This window comes from Citrobacter sp. CK189 (assembly GCF_030333505.1).
Classification (GTDB): domain Bacteria; phylum Pseudomonadota; class Gammaproteobacteria; order Enterobacterales; family Enterobacteriaceae; genus Citrobacter_B; species Citrobacter_B koseri.
In genome coordinates this window covers 321,625-340,449 of sequence record NZ_JAOWFV010000040.1, presented here as the reverse complement: position 1 = coordinate 340,449, position 18,825 = coordinate 321,625, and the positions used below count along the sequence as shown (strand labels likewise).

Sequence of the window (18,825 nt, the reverse complement as noted above, 5' to 3'; positions counted from 1 at the left end):
ATGCGCTCAGCCTGGTGTCTTCTGTTCGTCGCCTTTCTCGCCTCGGCGGCTGATAAATACCAGTATCAGCAACAGGGGGCGATCAGCGACTGGATGTATTACCGCATCGGCGGCGGTGCGGCCATTCCCCCTTCAGCAACCCGGCGTAACACCTTCCCCCTGACGGCAGGCGTAAGCTGGAACAGCGATATGATGTGCGGCAATTTCGATATCGATACCACAGTCCGTAATCAACTCAACGGCGTGACGGACGGCTTCCAGCAACTGATGGGCGAGGTTATCGAAAGCGCGACCAGTGCGGTCGCCAGCCTGCCCGCGATGGTAATCCAGCGTGCCAATCCTCAGCTCTACGATCTGCTAACTAACGGTGTGCTTCAGGGACGGCTCGACTTCGATAAATCTCTGCTAAGCTGCCAGAAGATGGCAGGCAAGATGACGGATTACGCGCTCGGCCCGGCGTGGACGCAGAGCGCCCAGGCAGAGAACTATCAGGGCATTGCCGCCAGCGAAAAAGACGCCGTTCGCGCCGACCAGCGAGCGGCTGAAGAAGCAGCAGAGAAAGGCAAACGCTGGGTTGGTGGTGAACATCGCGGCGGCAAAAGTCAATCGCCCATCAAACTGGTTCGCGATACGACAGTCGCAGGCTACAACATCCTCAATAATCGCAGCGCGACCAGCACCAGTTCAGTATCCAGCAACGACTGCCAGGGTGAGCTGTGTAAGGTATGGAGCAAACCCGACGACGCTGCGCAATGGCTGACTCGGGTGGTTGGCGAGCAGACCATTAACGTCGCCCCGGATAACGATCAGTCCGGTGATACGAGCCAGCAAAGCGGCGCACAATCCGGCGTCGGGCTGACGCCGCTGATTCAGGAAGAGCAGGATAAGATCCAGCCGCTGATTATCGATATGGTGAACCGCAGCCAGCCCGTTAACGATGACACGCTGGCGCAGGCCAGCGGCGGCGAACTGCATCTGACGCGCGGCGTGATTGAGGCGCTACGCGACGATCCCGATGCTGCGGTACTTATCCAGCGACTCTCCGGCGAACTGGCGCTCTCCCGCGTGATGGAGCAGGCGCTGATGGCCCGACGCACGCTGCTGGCCGGAATGCGCGAACCCAATGTATCCGGTGAAAAAGAGGCACAAACCGCGCTGACCCAGACCACTGCCCAGCTCGACCAGGAACTGTCACAGCTTAAGCTGGAACTGGATATGCGTCAGGCACTCGCGGATAACGCGGCGCTCACAATCCTTGAACGCCAGACAACGCGAGCGAAGACCAAAGGCCTGGCGGTCGGCGTGGAAGACGACACCGACAAACGGGTGGACGATCTCAGCAAACCCACAGGCGGAGAGACGCAATGAAACGGCTGATGCTCTCTGGCATCATGCTGCTGGTTTGTTCAGCGGTGGTGTTTTATCTCGCATCGGGTAACACGCCGCAGATTAACCGCAGCGATCTGCTGCTCTGGCGTATAACTCTGTACGGCGTGGTTTGTGGTGTGGGCTGGCATCTGTATGACCGCTTACCGCTACATCGTCCGGCAATCCGCCGTATCGCACTGATATTTATCGTACTGATTGTACTCAACGAAATCGTGCCGGAGGTATTCCGGTGACAACTAACAGCTATCTGGAATACTTTCTGACGCTGCTCGGCTGGGTGGTCAATAACGGACTGTGGAACGCGATCAGCGCCACCGGATTATTCGCCCTGCCGCTGCTGATTAAGTTGCTGGCGCTGTGGCTACAGGCCAGAAGTCAGGGAGCCGATGAAGGCAACAAAGCCGCGCTGTCCCTGGTATGGACCGAGCACCTGATGTACACCTCGCTGCTGGTCATTATGTTCACCTGCGTGCCAATGTTGAACATCGACCTCGATACCATCAAATATGACACCACCCGCTCGAAGCAGTGCGGCATGTCGGTGCCGCAGCCCGCCGATACCGGCTATCAACCGATTATAAACTCGCTGGGCGGTAAAACCGCCGCCGTCCCGGTCTGGTGGTATTTTATTCATGTGATCAGCAAAGGCATCACTAGCGCAACGGTTGCCACCCTTCCCTGCCAGCCGGATCTGCGTCAGATCCGCTTTGAGGTACAGCACACCCGAATTAAGGATCCGGCGCTGGCTCAGGAACTGCGGGATTTTGTCGAGGAGTGTTATGCCCCTTCCCGCGCCCGTCTGAAATTCCGCGCCGGAGAGCTGGACGATGACACCAGTGACGATACGGCCTGGCTGGGATCATCGTACTTTCTTAACACGGCGGGTTACTACGATACCGATCATGCGCTTTCACCACATAGCGACTGGTCGTATAGCGCATCACGCGATGCTGGGCTGGTCGATACAGGTGCCGGTGGCTACCCTACCTGTAAACAGTGGTGGGCCGATGACACCGTTGGTCTGAAAGCCCGGCTACTGCAACTCCCGGCCCCGGATATCTGGACGGCGTTTAAAAAGCTCGGTCAGTCGCAGGCAGTATATGAAGAGGCCGTGCTGCGTTCGTTGGTCAGCGAGCGCAATATGCAGGTATCGCAGAATGGTCGCGTTTACCCCGGCTATGGCGGCAATGTCGATGGCACCGTCGCTAATGCCGCCACCCGGTTGGCATCCAGCGCCGGAAATATCCTCGGCAGCATAGCGGCGTTCCCGGCATTCGACAGCGTGCGTCAGGCACTACCGATGGTACAGGCGCTGCTGCAAATGGCGCTGGTGATCTGTATTCCGCTGATAACGCTCTGTTCGACGTGGGATGTGAAGGTGGTGATGACGCTGACGTTTGTGCAGTTCGCACTGTTCTTCCTCACCTTCTGGTGGGAACTGGCGCGGTGGCTCGATAGCTGGCTGCTGGATGTACTCTACAACAGCGATACCCACAGTAGCTGGAATCTGGCTGGGATCCAGAATACGCAGGATGACGTGATTATCAATCTAGTGATGGGGTCGATGTTTTTGGTGCTGCCGACATTCTGGCTGGGGGCTATGACGTGGGCAGGAGTGAGGGTTGGTGTGACGGTGAATGGGGCGCTAGCGGGTGGGGTTAAGGTGGCTCAGGATAGTGGAGGCAAAGCTGGGGGAAAATTGTTGTAGCAAGTAGGCTGGTCAAAGTAGACTCTCGTCTTCAACAACTAACAACTGTGATGATGTGCTTTGGCGCACAAAATGCGCAGTTCAATTTTATCCCGGCTAAGAACATAGCTGGTGCGGTAGCTATGGCCTTACTGATTTATCGCCTAATATTATAGATTTTAACATTCTAGTGAATTACTAGCTCATGCTGGGTATTTTAAACATCGAGAATTCAAAGAGTTATATTTCTTATTGGCACAATAGCTTTTTCGTCACACACGAGCCGAATTTAAGTCAGATGGTTACAGATAAATCAAAAAATGCCAAATGGACGAATCTAGCGGCAGTAGACAGGGAAGCATTGAGACTAGATCTTAAGAATGTTCCCGAATTACATTTTGTTATTAGCCGCAAATGTGAATTTAGAGGATAAAAGAGATTGACATATGTTATTGTTTTGTTGCAACAAGCAACTTCAATTAGCCAAGCAGGCTTCTTGGCAAACCAAAACTCCAACCAGTCCAGTTTGTACACAAAAAACGCAATGGTTATCTGAACAAAACAACTGTATATATACACAGCATAAAAAATATGATAACATGTGCAACAAAGCTATGCTTAACGAGATTAAATAAATGTTAAATATCAATACATTAGGTTTCTTTTCTGGTGGTGGTGGTCTAGACCTTGGATTCTCTGCCGCTGGGTATAATATTATTTTATCTTCAGATATTGATGCTCACTCCTGCGAAACATTAAAGCTTAATCAGGGGAAAAAAAGTTATGTGAAAGAGCATCCTGTTTTATGTGAAGATGTTAGAAAAATTGATAAAAAAGCGATTAAAGAAATCATCGGAGATCAAAAGATTGATTTTGTGATTGGTGGGCCGCCATGCCAATCGTTTTCGGTCTTTGGACGGCGTAAAGGTCTTGATGATCCACGAGGAAACTTAGTTTTCGAATATGTAAGATTAATAAAAGAATTAAACCCAAGAGGGTTTCTATTTGAAAATGTTGCTGGGCTAAAAAGCATCCATGGTGGTGAACTATATAAGGAGCTAGCTAAAGTCCTTTCAATGGATGGGAAATACAAAATATCAGCACATGAATATGAAGTTGCTGAATATGGCATTCCACAATTTAGGAAAAGAATATTTTTCATAGGTTCATTAGACGGTAAAACAATACCTCCAATGGTACCAACCCATGCTCAGGAAAATGCCTTACCATTAGATTTTAAAGCATTTAATACTGTACAACAGGTATTAACAGGATTACCTACACCTATAACAGATTGGAAAGCTGCGCCCTATGTTAATGGACATGTTGGAAGAAAACATAGCCAGTTAATTATAGATAGATATAAATCCTTAATATACGGAGAGAGAGATCACAAAACTAGAATTAATAAATTAGATCCAGATAAACCTAGCTATACAATTATTGTTGGCTCGGATGCTGGTGGTGGAAAAGGACATGTTCATCCTTTTGAACCTCGTGAAGTAACACCAAGAGAAAGTGCAAGAATCCAAACATTCCCTGACTGGTGGGAATTTTTTGGTACTGGACGTCATATAATCCGACAAGTTGGGAATGCTGTCCCGCCATTGTTTGGTGCATTAATAGCAAATCATGTTGCAAAAGAAATGTTCTCTATCGATACAGAACGAAATATTGATGATTTCATAGACATTCTTGATTTGGGGTTTTTCCAAAATGCTAATAACGGATCTCTTCAGCCACAAGATACATTCGAGTGGTGATGATTGGCCAGAAAAATTAATAGATATAGCCACAATTTTTAATAAGTTCGATGGTCATCCTTACGATAGGTTGGCTATCGAACAAGAGTTGCTAAAAATCAGTCCAAGAGCAACTAAGGTTGCTCGTGACCCTTCAAAATTCAGGGATGAAATAAGTGCATATCCAGCTTATTTAGGTCTATATCGCCTTAGTATTGTAAATGGAGTTTGGCATATTTATCTAAGTAATTCTGCTAAACGATTCTTAGTTAATGAAGAACCAAATGTATCGGCTTTTTTATTAATACAGCTATCAATATTCCAGTATCCTAATGGAATGGGAGTAGCTTATAGCTCAGGGAGCTCTAACCTGCGAATCCAGGCAAACACAAAGGAAAGAACTCTTAGTTTTATTAGAGATAACATTCATTTATCGCCTTTAAGACTGATATGTAAAGCTATTCATGCTGATTCTATAGTAAATAATATCGATATTTTTGAAGCCAGTGTATCTTATGAGGAAATATTTATTCTGGCAAATGATAAAGATATAAATACTAATGCATCTCCTGATGAATCATTGATACAAGAAAAGTTGTATTTAATAAGAGATCAAGGCATTAAATTCCAAGGAAAATATGAAAGCCGCTTTCATATTTTGAAACATACAGATCTTTTTGAAGTTGAACGTTCTCGAATAAAGTTAAGAGCACCAATAACTAAAGCCGAGAAAGAATTAATTTTCGATAAAATATCCACAATTAATAATATTAGTATTCAGTTCAATGGATTTGACAACGTTGAAAATGAGGTTGATTTACATAACGAACTTCGAACTTGTTCATGGTCTAATTATTATGATGCTTTAAAAACTCTTGACCAAGAGACAATTTTTAAACTAACACACGAAAACAATGTTGTTACTAGTGATTTAGCAGATTTTACCGAAAAAGGAAAAATGGTTGAAATTATCTCCTCTGATAAGCTATATGAGCTCAGAGAAATAAATAAATCTATTTCGACAAAGCAAAACAACTACAAAAACAAGGTATATGTAGACCCTGAATTGACAAGAATTCGACGCCAAAGAGCAAATCTCACACACAAAATATTACTTGAAAAACTTAACGATTATTTAGTATCAAAAGGTGCTACATCTCTTGAAAATGAACATATTGATTTATATGCCAAATTAAAAAACAATAAAAAATTCTTATTTGAAGTAAAGAGCATTGATGATAAAAACCTTTTAAGTCAAACCAGAAAGGGAATCAGCCAATTATATGAATACAGATATCGATATCAAAACATCATTGGCTATGACGTTAATCTATGCCTTGTCTACCCCCACGAGCCTAAATACGTTCCATGGTTGCAAGAGTATCTATGTACAGATCGAGATGTAGGTATTATGTGGTTCGAAGAAGATAAGCCTATTTTTTCAAAATTCTGTGAGCATCTTGAAAAGATTATTTAAATCTAGAATATGAAAAATTCACGATATTCAGTAACTACATTGTGAATTTTTCATATTAGTCAGCCCATTACCAAATTAATTCCTATGATATCTGTCGAAACGCTGCAATCAGCCATTTCCAACGTTTCTGTATGGCGTCATGGAGACGTATGTGCTCCGCATAAACCGTTGCTGCTATTGTATGTGTTGTCACAGTACAAAGCAGGCCACCCGCGCCTGTTTAACTACGGCCTGGAGATCCACGAACCGCTCACTCGCCTGCTGAAAGAGTTTGGCCCCAAGCGGCGTACTGACTATCCCAATATGCCTTTCTGGCGGCTCAGAACTGACGGCTTCTGGGAAATTGCCAATGCGGAAGGCTGCAAACCCCGTAGAGGCAACACCCAGCCGACAAAGAAAGAGCTGATTGATAACCAGGTAGTGGGCGGCTTTGATGAAGCCGCTTACCAACAGTTACTTGCACACCCTGAAGTAATCGACCAACTGGCCCAGAAAATCCTGATGGACCGCTTCCCCGAAAGCATTCAGAGGATCCTCGCCAATCAACTGGGTCTGGATTTTATCGACCGATCAAAGAACCGCGATCCGCGCTTCAGAGACATCGTTCTCCGGGCTTACCATTCGCGATGTGCTTTCTGCGGTTACGACCTACGGCTGGATGGTGCGCTGGTTGGTATTGAAGCAGCCCATATCCACTGGAAAACCTATGGTGGGCCGTGTGTAGTAAACAACGGTCTGGCACTGTGTTCACTGCACCATGATGCTTTTGATATGGGCGCATTCGGGCTGGATGAGAATCTGACTATCCACATCTCCGGCGGCGTCAGCCGTAGCCCGGTGGTGGATAACCTGTTCTGGCAACGGAACGGCCAGCAGTTGCATCTTCCTCATGACACATCACTGTGGCCCACTGAACAATATGTCGGCTGGCATCGTAAGCAGATCTTCAAAGCCTGAGATCGTGAGCTTCGCAGGTATCATCGAGTGCCCAATATGCTTTATCCCCTAAAGAGGATAAATTGCCTTTACCCCTATAGCGGATAAATCACACACCAGACTAGCTCTTGATTATTATTAATCCCGTATTAATCTGTACGAAGTTCAATCCGCAACCAGAGCCTTCAGGTTGCCACCTTCCCGGTGAGGCTCGCCTTTTCGTCCGCTCCGTATCATCCTCGCGGACAGCGCTTAGCGCCTGATACATCCTCTACCCCACCATGCAGGGAACCCTCCCTGCCGGGCGGTGTTTCTCTGCTTTCATCACTGGAGAAACACTATGCCAACTTCATCTTGCCCCGAAGTAAAATCCTTATCGTTGTCTGTCTCAACCGAAGCCTGGGAAAAGGTAGTCAGTTTTCCACCCGATCCCTCTCAGGAAGACGACCGTCTCGAAAACCTGATTGTCGCCACCATGCTGACATTCAAAAGCGCTGGCCCGGACCGTGAGAGCATTAATTTCGGTCTGTACTGTTTGCCTTCTGATGGCAGCAGCAACGTACCGCTGATGACGCCGCTGCGCTTGACGCTTGAAGATAACCATCTGTTGGTTACTGCCCTTCATACCAGCTGATTACCTCAGCATCCTTCACTCCCGTGCCGGGCGACTCCCGACCGGGAGCGCTGTACCCGGCTTCTTTATCATGAGGTTACGCTTATGAACAGAAGCAACGATCTTTACCAGAAAGTCACCGATGAAATTATCGCCGCGCTGGAGAAAGGCGTGATCCCTTGGGTTCGCCCGTGGCGGGAAGGGGAGCCGGTGGTGCCGATGAATGCCCTGTCCGGGCGGTTTTATCACGGCATCAATATTCCTCTGCTCTGGAACAGCGCAGAACGACAGGGATATGAGAGCGATCGCTGGCTGACCTTCACACAAATTCGCAATGCAGGCGGTAACATCCGCAAAGGCGAAAAATCTACACTGGCCGTTTTTTATCTGCCCCAGCAGCGTGAGGTAGTGGACAGCAACGGGAACACGGTTCTTGATGCTGACGGCAACCCCAAAGTGACGTCTTACGCCGTGGTACGCGAGTTCCGGCTGTTCAACCTTCAGCAATGCGAAGGACTGCCGGAAGCCTTCTCACAGCCTGTGGTGATGGTCGATGATCCCATCGCCGCTGCCGAGCAGGTTGCCCGACAAAGCGCGGTGGTAATCACTCACCGACGCCAGAACCGGGCGTATTACTCCCCAGGACGCGACTGCATCATCATGCCGCATCCTGAGCAGTTCACTTCACGTGAAGATTACTATGGCACGCTGCTGCATGAACTGACGCACGCTACCGGACACGCTTCACGGCTGAACCGGGACGGCATCACTGCCGGAAAGCATACCTTCGGCGATCCGACGTATAGTTTCGAAGAGCTCGTCGCCGAAATGGGTGCAGCTTTCCTCTGTGCTCATGTTGGCATCCAGTCGAAGCTACAGCATGACAGTTACATCGCATCGTGGCTGAAGGTGTTGCAGCAGGACAAAAAAGCGATTTTCCGCGCCAGTGGATTAGCGCGTAATGCCTGCGAATATCTGCTTGAACGGGCGCAGCAGCCGTTAGCGCTGAGCGCATGACCTTCATATCAACGGCGGAGCATCCCTGCTCTGCCGTTTTTCTCCACTCCAATAAATTTGCGCGACCCAATAAACAATTTCACCCCAAATCTGACGGCACCAAAAGGCAAAATCCAAAAGGTTAAGGGGAAGAGAGTGAAGGGGTAACGGGCTTACCCGGAAAAGGGGAAGAGCCATTATGCGGATATGGCTGACGCGCAAAAAATCAGAGACCATACCATCCGACGGCAAGCCGAGCGCCACGGAGGGGTGGCTGCATCCTGAATCGGCACAGACGTTACTGGTTGAAGCTACCCGCCAACAGCTGATCCAGTTTATTCGCCAGAGCACCGCGCTTCCTGCCTCACTATTTGAACACTTCTGGCTGATACCAATCCACCGCTTCGCAGAACTGGCGCAGTTGTTCCCAGCCTCGGAAAACCACCACCACTCCCACGCAGGTGGCCTGCTCGATCACAGTCTCGAAGCCGCCTGCTATGCCGCACGACTGCGGCAGAGTTATCTTTTTCCGCCTGATGCAGCGCCGGAAGATCAGGCCGCGCAGTCCGAACGCTGGACAACGGTCATCATCTACGCCGCGCTGTTGCACGATCTGGGCAAACTCATCACCGACATCGAAGTGGAAGATATTAGCGGGAAACGCTGGTTTCCATGGCATGGTCCGCTGACCCAGCCTTATCGGTTCCGCTATCTGCCACAACGTGATTATCTGCGCCATCCGGCTGCGGCAGCCCTTCTGCTTGCACAACTTCTCCCGCCAGAAAGCCTCGACTGGCTCGCCGCCGATGCCGCTGCGTTATCCACTCTGCTGCACTGCCTGAACGGACAGTATCAGTATGCCGGGCTGGTGGGTGAACTGGTGCAGAAAGCCGACCGGGCGTCGGTGGCGTTTAATCTCGGCGGCGATCCGGTCAAGGCTATCCACCGCCCACAAACCTCGCTGCCGCAGCAAATCATCGCCGCCCTGCGCGACCTGCTGGCAAATGAGTTCCGACTCAACAACCCGAATGGTGGTTCTGACGGCTGGCTGACGGAGGAAGCTCTGTGGCTGGTCAGCAAGAACGCTGCCGATGCTGTCCGTGGCTGGTTGCTGCGCCAGGGTATTGACGCCGTACCGCAGCATAACGTGCGGCTGTTCGATGAGATGCAGGCACACCAGTTACTCATCCCCTGTGAGGACAAAGCCATCTGGCATTGCCGGATTGAGGCCAGCGGCGGCTGGAGCAGTGAACTGACGTTACTGCGCTTTTCCCCTTCACTGATTTGGGAAGATCCACAACAGCGGCCCGCAACCTTTAGTGGAACCGTCACACCGATAGCGGGGGTCCAGAATGCGACAGAAACAGTGATTGCACCGGACTGCGTAGTAGAACAACCATCCCCTCTACCCGAACAGGACGATACCCCACTTTCAGGCGAAGCCTTCTGGCAGTGGCTGATTCGTAATGTTCAGGCTCAACATCTGGAAGTCAATGAACCTAACGCCCGGATCCATACCGTCGCCGGGTCGGTGTTTCTGGTGACGCCCGGAATTTTCAAACTCTGGCTTAGCACCTGCGGTCAGAATGTCCCTGAAGAATACTGGCGGGAGGTACAGAAGAAGTTCCAGAACCTGAATCTTCACCGAAAACAAAAAAACGGCCTCAACATCTGGCACTGCGCCGTTGTCGGCCCACGCCGTTGTTCACGTCTGAAGGGATATCTGCTTGACGATCCCACGCCGCTTTTTGGAGATGACGTTCCCTTTAATAACCCTCATCTCTTGCTCAATGAAGGAAGTCACTCAAATGACCTTTGAACAGATCCTGGAAGAGTATTTTTTTGCCCGCTTGTTGCGACCTGACACCCAGAGCTGTTATCGCACGGCAGTAAACCAGTTCACTCACTGGCGCAACGTGTTACCCGCCGAAGTGACGTCGCATATGGTGCTGGAGTGGCGTCATTACCTGCTAAATGTGCGCTGTATCAAGCCAGTGAGCTGGAACCACTATATGCGCCATATGCGGGCTTTATATAACTTCGCCATTGAACAGGGATTACTGGAGCAGTTCATCAATCCATTTCAGAAAACATCGCTGCGGGAATCTCGTAAGAAAAAGAAAACCCTGACCCGCGAGCAAATCCTCGCATCCCGTAAAGTGCTGAACCAATATATCGAACGGGAGAAAATGCAGCGTGGCTATCGTTCGCCTTTATATCCGGCATGGTTTTGGCTGACCGTGGTTGAAACCTTCAACTACACCGCTATCCGGCTGAATCAGCTTATTCACCTGCGGGTCAGGGATATCGATCTGGTCCATGACACGCTGTTTATTCAGAGCGAAGGCAGCAAAAGCCATGATGAACACGTTGTTCCTATCGCCTCCCGGTTACGGCCCTATCTGGAGCAGATGCTTGAAGAAGCGAAAACAAAGGGAATGCGGACTGACGATCAGTTGTTCAACATCAATCGTTTCAGTCGAAGGACGCTGCGCCAGGGTAAACCGATGACAGAAAATCAGGTGAGTTATTTCTTTGCCAAACTCAGCAATGCCTGCCACAGCCGTTTTTCATCACATCGCTACCGTCATACCGTTGCCACAGAATTGATGCAGAAACCGGAGCAAAATTTGTATGTCACGCAGAAACTACTCGGCCACCGCGATATTAAGGTAACGCTCAGCTATATTGAACACAATGTCGAGATGCTCAGAAGTTGCGTGGAGAGAGATTGACAAAACAGGGAGTGAGTGAAAAGATCCGGCCCGAGGCTTTATAAACAAAAAAAGCCGGAGATGCGGCCATTTTGTAGTTGCCGTCAACGTCCAGCTTCATTGTACAACGTACTGATTGTTGTAGATTTTCCGATTATCACAATCGTTTTTGGTGCCGAAGGCCGGACTCGAACCGGCACGTATTTCTACGGTTGATTTTGAATCAACTGCGTCTACCGATTTCGCCACTTCGGCACTGAAGAGGTATGCGGAAAACGTTGTGGATTATACCTGTCACACGCCACCATGCAAGCGGTAGCATATGCCCGGCTCGCTAAGTGTTGAAAAAATCAGCACAACCCCACGGCTGGCACCTCCTTAACCCCTCCTTCTGCGAAGCGACTCCGTTTCCCATGCTCTACACTTCCAGTTCAACACCACACTGAGGGAAACACGATGTCTATTATAAAAAGCTATGCCGCAAAAGAGGCGGGCAGCGAACTTGAACTCTATGAATATGATGCGGGTGAACTCAAGCCGGAAGATGTTGAGGTACAGGTAGATTACTGCGGTATCTGCCACTCCGATCTGTCGATGATCGACAACGAATGGGGCTTTTCTCAGTATCCACTGGTTGCCGGGCATGAGGTGATTGGCCGCGTCGTGGCACTCGGCAGCGCCGCGCAGGATAAAGGTCTGAAGGTAGGTCAACGCGTCGGGATTGGCTGGACGGCGCGCAGCTGTGGGCACTGCGATGCCTGTATCAGCGGCAATCAGATTAACTGTCTGGAAGGATCGGTGCCAACCATCCTCAATCGCGGCGGCTTTGCAGAGAAGCTGCGAGCAGACTGGCAATGGGTGATCCCGCTTCCAGAAAGCATCGATATTGAATCCGCAGGCCCTCTGCTGTGCGGCGGCATCACCGTCTTCAAACCGCTGCTGATGCACCACGTTACCGCCACCAGTCGTGTTGGGGTGATCGGTATCGGCGGCCTCGGCCATATCGCCATTAAGCTGCTGCACGCGATGGGCTGCGAGGTTACCGCATTCAGCTCCAGCCCGGCCAAAGAACAGGAAGTGCTGGCGATGGGCGCCGATAAAGTGGTCAACAGCCGCGATCCAGAGGCGTTGAAAGCGCTGGCAGGTCAATTTGATCTCATCATCAACACCGTCAATGTCGATCTCGACTGGCAGCCTTACTTCGAAGCGCTGGCCTATGGCGGCAACTTCCACACCGTTGGCGCGGTGCTGAAGCCGCTACCGGTTCCGGCGTTTACCCTGATTGCAGGCGATCGCAGCATCTCCGGTTCGGCAACCGGTACGCCGTATGAACTGCGCAAGTTGATGAAATTTGCCGGGCGCAGCAAGGTCTCGCCGACGACCGAGCTGTTCCCGATGTCGCAAATCAACGAGGCCATCCAGCACGTTCGTGACGGTAAAGCTCGCTACCGTGTGGTACTGCAAGCCGACTTTTGATTGCCTTCACCGGGCGGCATTCGCTGCCCGGTTTTGTTCCCCCTTTTGGAATTCTTCTCGCAATCTCCGCAATTTAGCGGTGAAGAGTACGCCGCAGTTGCCTATACTCCAGGCAGGATAAATGGAGAAAATCTCATGAGTGCACCCCTGTTAATTGCCCGCACGCTGGAAAGCGAACTGTTCCTGTTGCCGGGCATGACCAACCGTCACGGGCTGATTACCGGCGCAACCGGAACCGGCAAAACGGTTACCCTGCAAAAACTGGCTGAGTCCCTATCAGACATCGGCGTTCCGGTATTTATGGCGGATGTGAAAGGTGACTTAACCGGCGTCGCGCAGGAAGGCGAACCTTCTGAAAAACTGCTCGCACGGCTGAAAAATATCGGCATCACCGACTGGCAACCGCACGCTAATCCGGTGGTGCTGTGGGATATTTTTGGCGAAAAAGGTCATCCACTGCGGGCGACCGTCTCCGATCTTGGGCCGTTATTGCTGGCTCGCCTGCTGAACCTGAACGAGGTGCAGTCCGGCGTGCTGAATATTATCTTCCGCATCGCCGATGACCAGGGGTTGTTGCTGCTGGACTTTAAAGACCTGCGGGCGATCACGCAGTATATCGGTGATAATGCCAAATCCTTCCAGAACCAGTATGGCAATATCAGCAGCGCATCGGTCGGGGCGATCCAGCGCGGGCTGTTGTCGCTGGAACAGCAAGGCGCGGCGCACTTCTTCGGCGAACCGATGCTGGACATCAAAGACTGGATGCGTACCGATGCCAACGGCAAAGGCATTATCAACATCCTTAGCGCCGAAAAACTCTACCAGATGCCCAAACTGTATGCCGCCAGCCTGCTGTGGATGCTCTCCGAACTGTATGAGCAACTGCCGGAAGCGGGCGATCTGGAAAAACCGAAGCTGGTGTTCTTCTTCGACGAAGCTCACCTGCTGTTCAACGACGCTCCGCAGGTGTTGCTGGATAAAATCGAACAGGTTATCCGCCTGATCCGCTCCAAAGGCGTGGGCGTCTGGTTCGTCTCACAGAACCCTTCCGATATCCCGGACAACGTGCTCGGTCAGCTAGGCAACCGCGTACAGCACGCCCTGCGCGCCTTCACCCCCAAAGATCAGAAAGCGGTGAAAGCCGCCGCGCAAACCATGCGGGCGAATCCGGCGTTTGATACCGAGAAAGCGATTCAGGAACTGGGCACCGGCGAGGCGCTGATCTCCTTCCTGGATGCCAAAGGCAGCCCGTCAGTGGTTGAACGAGCGATGGTCATCGCGCCGTGCTCACGCATGGGGCCGGTGACGGACGATGAGCGTAACGGGCTTATCAATCACTCCTCGCTGTACGGCAAATATGAAGACGAAGTCGATCGCGAATCGGCGTATGAAATGCTGCAAAAAGGCGTTCAGGCCACCACCGAGCAGCAAAACAATCCGCCAGCAAAAGGCAAAGAAGTCGCCGTTGATGACGGAATTCTTGGCGGGCTGAAAGAGATATTGTTTGGCAGCACCGGGCCACGCGGCGGCAAACGTGATGGCGTGGTGCAGAGCGTCGCCAAAAGCGCAGCGCGTCAGGTAACGAACCAAATTATCCGGGGGATGTTAGGTAGCCTGATGGGCGGTAGAAAACGCTAGCAGAAGGAATCCTGGTTTGCTAAGCGCAGCGCTTGATGGCGCTGCGCTGTATCTGGCCGGATAGCGGCGTAAACGCCTTATCCGGCCAACAACGAGAGATCGATTTTACGACTTACGCATCATCAGCCAGAGGCTAATCAGGAAGAACGAGGCGCTTGGCAGCAGCGCGCCGATAATCGGCGGAATGCCATAAACCAGCGTCAGCGGGCCGAAAATTTGGTCCAGAACGTAGAAGACGAAACCAAAGCTGATCCCGGTCACCACACGCACGCCCATCGGCACGCTACGCAGCGGGCCAAAAATGAACGACAGCGCCATCAACATCATTACCGCCACGGAAAGCGGCTGGAAGATTTTACTCCACATATTGAGCTGATAACGTCCGGCGTCCTGGCCGCTCGACTTCAGATACTTCACATAGTTATGCAAACCGCTGATGGAGAGCGCATCCGGGTCCAGCGCCACCACGCCCAGTTTGTCCGGCGTGAGGTTGGTTTTCCAGGTGCCGCTCACGGTCTGCGAACCGGTGATCTGTTTCGGGTCTTTCAGGTCAGACTCGTCCACCTGCGACAGACGCCAGACCTTGTTGTCTGCGTCGAACTTCGCAGACGCGGCATAACGCACTGACTGTAAGCGACGCTGATCGTTAAAGGCGTAGATGCTAATGCCCGCCAGCTCTTCGTCGCCCTTCACCCGCTCGATATAGACGAAATTGTTGCCATCTTTCGCCCACAGGCCTTGCTGAGTAGAGAGCAGCGAACCGCCGTACATCGCCTGCGCACGGTAGTTACGCGCCATCTGTTCGCCCTGCGGAGCGACCCATTCACCGATGGCCATTGTCAACAGCACCAGTGGAATAGCGGTTTTCATCACCGACAGCGCCACCTGCATCCGGGTGAAACCCGAAGCCTGCATCACCACCAGTTCACTGCGCTGCGCCAGCATCCCCAGCCCCAGCAGCGCGCCAAGCAGCGCCGCCATCGGGAAGAAAATCTGCACATCTTTCGGCACGCTGAGCAGGGTATACATCCCCGCGCCCAGCGCATCGTAGCTCCCCTGCCCGGCTTTTTTGAGCTGGTCAACAAACTTGATGATGCCGGAGAGCGACACCAGCATGAACAACGTCATCATGATGGTGGTGAAAATGGTTTTACCGATATAGCGGTCAAGTACACCAAACGGCTGCATTATACCGCTCCTTTACGCAGAAGACGGGCGCGCAGGCGGCGTACCGGCACCGTATCCCAAAGGTTCAGACCAACCGCCAACGCCAGATAGATCAGGTTGACCGCCCACATCCAGATAACCGGGTCCAGTTTGCCCTTACCGCCGTTTGATTTCAGGGAGGTTTGCAGGAGGAAGAACAGCAGATACAGCAGCATAGCTGGCAGCATCGACAGCACGCGCCCCTGTCGCGGGTTAACCACGCTCAGCGGTACAACCATCAGCGCCATCATAAATACGGTGAATACCAGCGTAATACGCCAGTGCAGTTCCGCACGGGCGCGATTGGTATCGGTCTGCCACAGCGTGCGCATATCCATCTGATCGGTATCGTTCGGGTCCAGCGCAACGGCTTGATGACCAATAATAGCCTGATAGTTCTGGAAATCGGTGATGCGGAAGTCACGCAGCAGGGCAGTACCTTCAAAGCGCGTCCCTTTGTTCAACGTCACAACCTGGGAGCCGTCGCGCAATTGCGTCAGATGTCCAGAATCGGCCACCACCACAGAAGGACGGGCGTTGCCTTTCGGGCGGATTTGCGCAAGGAACACATCTTTAAAATCGCTGCCGTCAACGCTTTCAATAAACAGCACGGCGCTGCCATTGGTCGCCTGCTGGAACTGCCCTTGCGCCAGCGCGGCCATGCCGGGATTGGCTTTTGCTTCCGCCAGTACCTCATCCTGGTGTCTGGATGACCAGGGCCCCGCCCACATGACGTTGACAGCGGCGACAACGCCGGTAAACAGCGCCAGCACCATCGCGGCTTTCACCAGCACAGCCCGGCTCAGACCACAGGCGTGCATGACCGTTATTTCACTTTCGGTATACAGTTTGCCCAGCGTCATCAACAGCCCGAGGAACAGGCTTAATGGCAGAATGAGCTGCGCCATTTCCGGCACGCCCAGCCCCAGTAGCGAGAGCACCAGATTTGCCGGAATGTCACCGTCAACCGCCGCCCCGAGGATCCTCACTAGCTTTTGACAAAAGAAGATCAAAAGCAGGATGAAAAGAATCGCCAGTTGGCTTTTGAGCGTCTCCCGCACCAGATATCTTATGATTATCACTTTAAATACGCCCGTAAAAACTCGTCTTTTGCAGGAATTTAGCTTGTTTCATGGCTTAAACGTCATTTATTCTCTTGAGTCGTCGAAATCGTCGCTAAAATTATTATACTCAGCGGATTCGCCACTCAGAACGCGTTCTGACGTGCCAATGCCGTAATAACGTTAAGATTAACACGAAGTCACCGCAACTGCGGACATGAGTTACGAAAGCTTGCAATTCTAACTGTAGCCGCCGCCGTTGTCTTTAAGATTCAGGAGCGTAGTGCATGGAGTTCAGTGTAAAAAGCGGTAGCCCGGAGAAACAGCGGAGTGCCTGCATCGTCGTGGGCGTCTTTGAACCACGCCGCCTTTCTCCGATTGCAGAACAGCTCGATAAAATCAGCGACGGGTACATCAGCGCCCTGCTGCGTCGTGGTGAACTGGAAGGAAAACCGGGGCAGACCCTGTTGCTGCACCATGTTCCTAACGTTCTTTCCGAGCGAATCCTCCTCATTGGTTGTGGCAAAGAGCGCGAGCTCGATGAGCGCCAGTACAAGCAGGTCATTCAGAAAACCATCAATACGCTGAATGACACCGGCTCAATGGAAGCGGTCTGCTTCCTGACCGAACTGCACGTCAAAGGCCGCAACAACTACTGGAAAGTACGTCAGGCTGTCGAAACGGCCAAAGAGACGCTGTACAGCTTTGATCAACTGAAGACCAACAAGAGCGAGCCGCGTCGCCCGCTGCGTAAAATGGTCTTCAACGTGCCGACCCGCCGCGAGCTGACCAGCGGCGAGCGTGCGATCCAACACGGTCTGGCGATTGCCGCCGGGATTAAAGCAGCGAAAGATCTCGGCAATATGCCGCCGAATATCTGTAATGCCGCCTACCTGGCCTCTCAGGCGCGCCAGTTGGCCGACAGCTACAGCAAGAACGTCATCACCCGCGTCATCGGCGAACAGCAGATGAAAGAGCTGGGTATGCACTCTTATCTGGCGGTCGGTCACGGTTCGCAGAACGAATCGCTGATGTCGGTTATCGAATACAAAGGCAACCCGTCCGAAGACGCGCGTCCGGTTGTGCTGGTCGGCAAAGGGCTGACCTTTGACTCCGGCGGCATCTCCATCAAGCCTGCCGAAGGCATGGACGAGATGAAGTACGATATGTGCGGCGCGGCGGCAGTGTACGGCGTGATGCGCATGGTCGCGGAACTTCAGTTGCCGATTAACGTCATCGGCGTGCTGGCAGGCTGCGAAAACATGCCTGGCGGGCGAGCGTATCGTCCGGGCGACGTGCTGACCACCATGTCCGGCCAGACGGTCGAAGTGCTGAACACCGATGCCGAAGGCCGCCTGGTACTGTGCGACGTGTTAACCTACGTTGAGCGTTTTGAGCCGGAAGCGGTGATTGACGTCGCGACCCTGACGGGCGCCTGCGTGATTGCGCTGGGCCATCACATCACTGGTCTGATGTCGAACCACAATCCGCTGGCGCATGAGCTGATTAGCGCGTCCGAACAGGCGGGCGACCGCGCATGGCGCTTGCCGTTGGGCGATGAGTTCCAGGAACAGCTGGAGTCTAACTTTGCGGATATGGCGAACATCGGCGGCCGTCCTGGCGGCGCAATCACCGCCGGTTGCTTCCTGTCGCGCTTTACCCGTAAGTACAACTGGGCGCACCTGGACATCGCCGGCACCGCATGGCGTTCCGGTAAAGCGAAAGGCGCAACCGGTCGTCCGGTGGCGTTGCTGTCGCAGTTCCTGCTCAATCGCGCGGGTTTTAACGGCGAAGAGTAAGTTTGCATGATTGCCGGATGGCGACGCATATGCGCCTTATCCGGCCTACATGGAGTATTTAACCGTAGGCCGGATAAGCGTAGCGCCATCC

At 52.0% G+C, this 18,825-nt stretch carries 16 protein-coding genes and 1 tRNA gene; 13 read left to right on the top strand and 4 right to left on the bottom strand.

All coding sequences use genetic code 11. From position 1 onward, the window contains the following. The 10 genes from OGV83_RS19935 (at position 1) to OGV83_RS19890 (ending at position 11,575) form a co-directional block, all read left to right on the top strand. Positions 1 to 1,368, top strand: a complete 1,368-nt coding sequence (locus OGV83_RS19935; protein WP_286464444.1) for an integrating conjugative element protein — start codon at positions 1 to 3, stop codon at positions 1,366 to 1,368. Continuing rightward, positions 1,365 to 1,622 (top strand): hypothetical protein, encoded by a 258-nt coding sequence (locus tag OGV83_RS19930; protein WP_032170335.1) that lies wholly within the window; start codon positions 1,365 to 1,367, stop codon positions 1,620 to 1,622. The genes OGV83_RS19935 and OGV83_RS19930 overlap by 4 nt, the downstream gene beginning before the upstream one ends. Next, complete coding sequence (locus tag OGV83_RS19925; RefSeq protein ID WP_286464442.1) at positions 1,619 to 3,097, top strand: conjugal transfer protein TraG N-terminal domain-containing protein; 1,479 nt, start codon at positions 1,619 to 1,621, stop codon at positions 3,095 to 3,097. Before OGV83_RS19930 ends, OGV83_RS19925 begins: the two co-directional genes overlap by 4 nt. Before the next feature lie 614 nt (positions 3,098 to 3,711). Next, positions 3,712 to 4,839: a DNA cytosine methyltransferase gene (locus OGV83_RS19920; RefSeq protein ID WP_286464441.1), complete on the top strand. Its 1,128-nt coding sequence runs from the start codon at positions 3,712 to 3,714 to the stop codon at positions 4,837 to 4,839. Then, positions 4,793 to 6,295, top strand: coding sequence for a hypothetical protein (locus OGV83_RS19915; RefSeq protein ID WP_286464439.1), 1,503 nt, complete (start codon positions 4,793 to 4,795; stop codon positions 6,293 to 6,295). The genes OGV83_RS19920 and OGV83_RS19915 overlap by 47 nt, the downstream gene beginning before the upstream one ends. Before the next feature lie 84 nt (positions 6,296 to 6,379). Continuing rightward, complete coding sequence (locus OGV83_RS19910; RefSeq protein ID WP_286464438.1) at positions 6,380 to 7,252, top strand: phosphorothioated DNA-binding restriction endonuclease; 873 nt, start codon at positions 6,380 to 6,382, stop codon at positions 7,250 to 7,252. Between the two features lie 319 nt (positions 7,253 to 7,571). After that, positions 7,572 to 7,865 carry a hypothetical protein gene (locus OGV83_RS19905; protein ID WP_286464437.1) on the top strand — a complete coding sequence of 98 codons (294 nt, stop codon included), beginning with the start codon at positions 7,572 to 7,574 and terminating at the stop codon, positions 7,863 to 7,865. A gap of 84 nt (positions 7,866 to 7,949) precedes the next feature. Next, positions 7,950 to 8,861 carry an ArdC family protein gene (locus OGV83_RS19900; protein ID WP_286464435.1) on the top strand — a complete coding sequence of 304 codons (912 nt, stop codon included), beginning with the start codon at positions 7,950 to 7,952 and terminating at the stop codon, positions 8,859 to 8,861. Positions 8,862 to 9,039: 178 nt separating this feature from the next. Continuing rightward, positions 9,040 to 10,659: a MobH family relaxase gene (mobH, locus tag OGV83_RS19895; RefSeq protein WP_286464431.1), complete on the top strand. Its 1,620-nt coding sequence runs from the start codon at positions 9,040 to 9,042 to the stop codon at positions 10,657 to 10,659. Further along, a complete protein-coding gene (locus tag OGV83_RS19890; RefSeq protein ID WP_286464426.1) occupies positions 10,649 to 11,575 on the top strand; it encodes a tyrosine-type recombinase/integrase in 927 nt (308 codons plus the stop codon). Before mobH ends, OGV83_RS19890 begins: the two co-directional genes overlap by 11 nt. A 149-nt stretch (positions 11,576 to 11,724) precedes the next feature. On the opposite strand, the gene OGV83_RS19885 is transcribed toward OGV83_RS19890, so the two are convergent. Then, a tRNA-Leu gene (locus OGV83_RS19885) sits at positions 11,725 to 11,809 on the bottom strand. Between the two features lie 201 nt (positions 11,810 to 12,010). Here OGV83_RS19885 and ahr point away from each other — a divergent pair. Together ahr and OGV83_RS19875 are read left to right on the top strand one after the other, a co-directional pair. Beyond that, complete coding sequence (ahr, locus tag OGV83_RS19880) at positions 12,011 to 13,030, top strand: NADPH-dependent aldehyde reductase Ahr (protein ID WP_012134312.1); 1,020 nt, start codon at positions 12,011 to 12,013, stop codon at positions 13,028 to 13,030. A gap of 135 nt (positions 13,031 to 13,165) precedes the next feature. After that, positions 13,166 to 14,668, top strand: a complete 1,503-nt coding sequence (locus OGV83_RS19875; RefSeq protein ID WP_049009363.1) for a helicase HerA-like C-terminal domain-containing protein — start codon at positions 13,166 to 13,168, stop codon at positions 14,666 to 14,668. Between the two features lie 105 nt (positions 14,669 to 14,773). On the opposite strand, the gene lptG is transcribed toward OGV83_RS19875, so the two are convergent. From lptG to ytgA, 3 genes are all read right to left on the bottom strand, one after another. Further along, positions 14,774 to 15,856: an LPS export ABC transporter permease LptG gene (gene lptG / locus OGV83_RS19870; protein ID WP_012134314.1), complete on the bottom strand. Its 1,083-nt coding sequence runs from the start codon at positions 15,854 to 15,856 to the stop codon at positions 14,774 to 14,776. Further along, positions 15,856 to 16,956, bottom strand: a complete 1,101-nt coding sequence (gene lptF, locus OGV83_RS19865; RefSeq protein WP_012134315.1) for an LPS export ABC transporter permease LptF — start codon at positions 16,954 to 16,956, stop codon at positions 15,856 to 15,858. Before lptF ends, lptG begins: the two co-directional genes overlap by 1 nt. 62 nt (positions 16,957 to 17,018) lie before the next feature. Further along, a complete protein-coding gene (ytgA, locus tag OGV83_RS19860; protein WP_211180521.1) occupies positions 17,019 to 17,069 on the bottom strand; it encodes a protein YtgA in 51 nt (16 codons plus the stop codon). Between the two features lie 153 nt (positions 17,070 to 17,222). On the opposite strand from ytgA, the gene pepA reads away from it, so the two are divergent. Next, positions 17,223 to 18,734: a leucyl aminopeptidase gene (gene pepA, locus OGV83_RS19855; protein WP_047459338.1), complete on the top strand. Its 1,512-nt coding sequence runs from the start codon at positions 17,223 to 17,225 to the stop codon at positions 18,732 to 18,734. Positions 18,735 to 18,825: the final 91 nt, after the last annotated feature.

Coding starts and splice junctions, on each gene's coding strand:
- OGV83_RS19935 (WP_286464444.1), top strand. CDS start 1: ATGCGCTCAGCCTGGTGTCTTCTGTTCGTCGCCTTTCTCGCCTCGGCG.
- OGV83_RS19930 (WP_032170335.1), top strand. CDS start 1,365: ATGAAACGGCTGATGCTCTCTGGCATCATGCTGCTGGTTTGTTCAGCG.
- OGV83_RS19920 (WP_286464441.1), top strand. CDS start 3,712: ATGTTAAATATCAATACATTAGGTTTCTTTTCTGGTGGTGGTGGTCTA.
- OGV83_RS19915 (WP_286464439.1), top strand. CDS start 4,793: ATGCTAATAACGGATCTCTTCAGCCACAAGATACATTCGAGTGGTGAT.
- OGV83_RS19910 (WP_286464438.1), top strand. CDS start 6,380: ATGATATCTGTCGAAACGCTGCAATCAGCCATTTCCAACGTTTCTGTA.
- OGV83_RS19905 (WP_286464437.1), top strand. CDS start 7,572: ATGCCAACTTCATCTTGCCCCGAAGTAAAATCCTTATCGTTGTCTGTC.
- OGV83_RS19900 (WP_286464435.1), top strand. CDS start 7,950: ATGAACAGAAGCAACGATCTTTACCAGAAAGTCACCGATGAAATTATC.
- mobH (WP_286464431.1), top strand. CDS start 9,040: ATGCGGATATGGCTGACGCGCAAAAAATCAGAGACCATACCATCCGAC.
- OGV83_RS19890 (WP_286464426.1), top strand. CDS start 10,649: ATGACCTTTGAACAGATCCTGGAAGAGTATTTTTTTGCCCGCTTGTTG.
- ahr (WP_012134312.1), top strand. CDS start 12,011: ATGTCTATTATAAAAAGCTATGCCGCAAAAGAGGCGGGCAGCGAACTT.
- OGV83_RS19875 (WP_049009363.1), top strand. CDS start 13,166: ATGAGTGCACCCCTGTTAATTGCCCGCACGCTGGAAAGCGAACTGTTC.
- lptG (WP_012134314.1), bottom strand. CDS start 15,856: ATGCAGCCGTTTGGTGTACTTGACCGCTATATCGGTAAAACCATTTTC.
- pepA (WP_047459338.1), top strand. CDS start 17,223: ATGGAGTTCAGTGTAAAAAGCGGTAGCCCGGAGAAACAGCGGAGTGCC.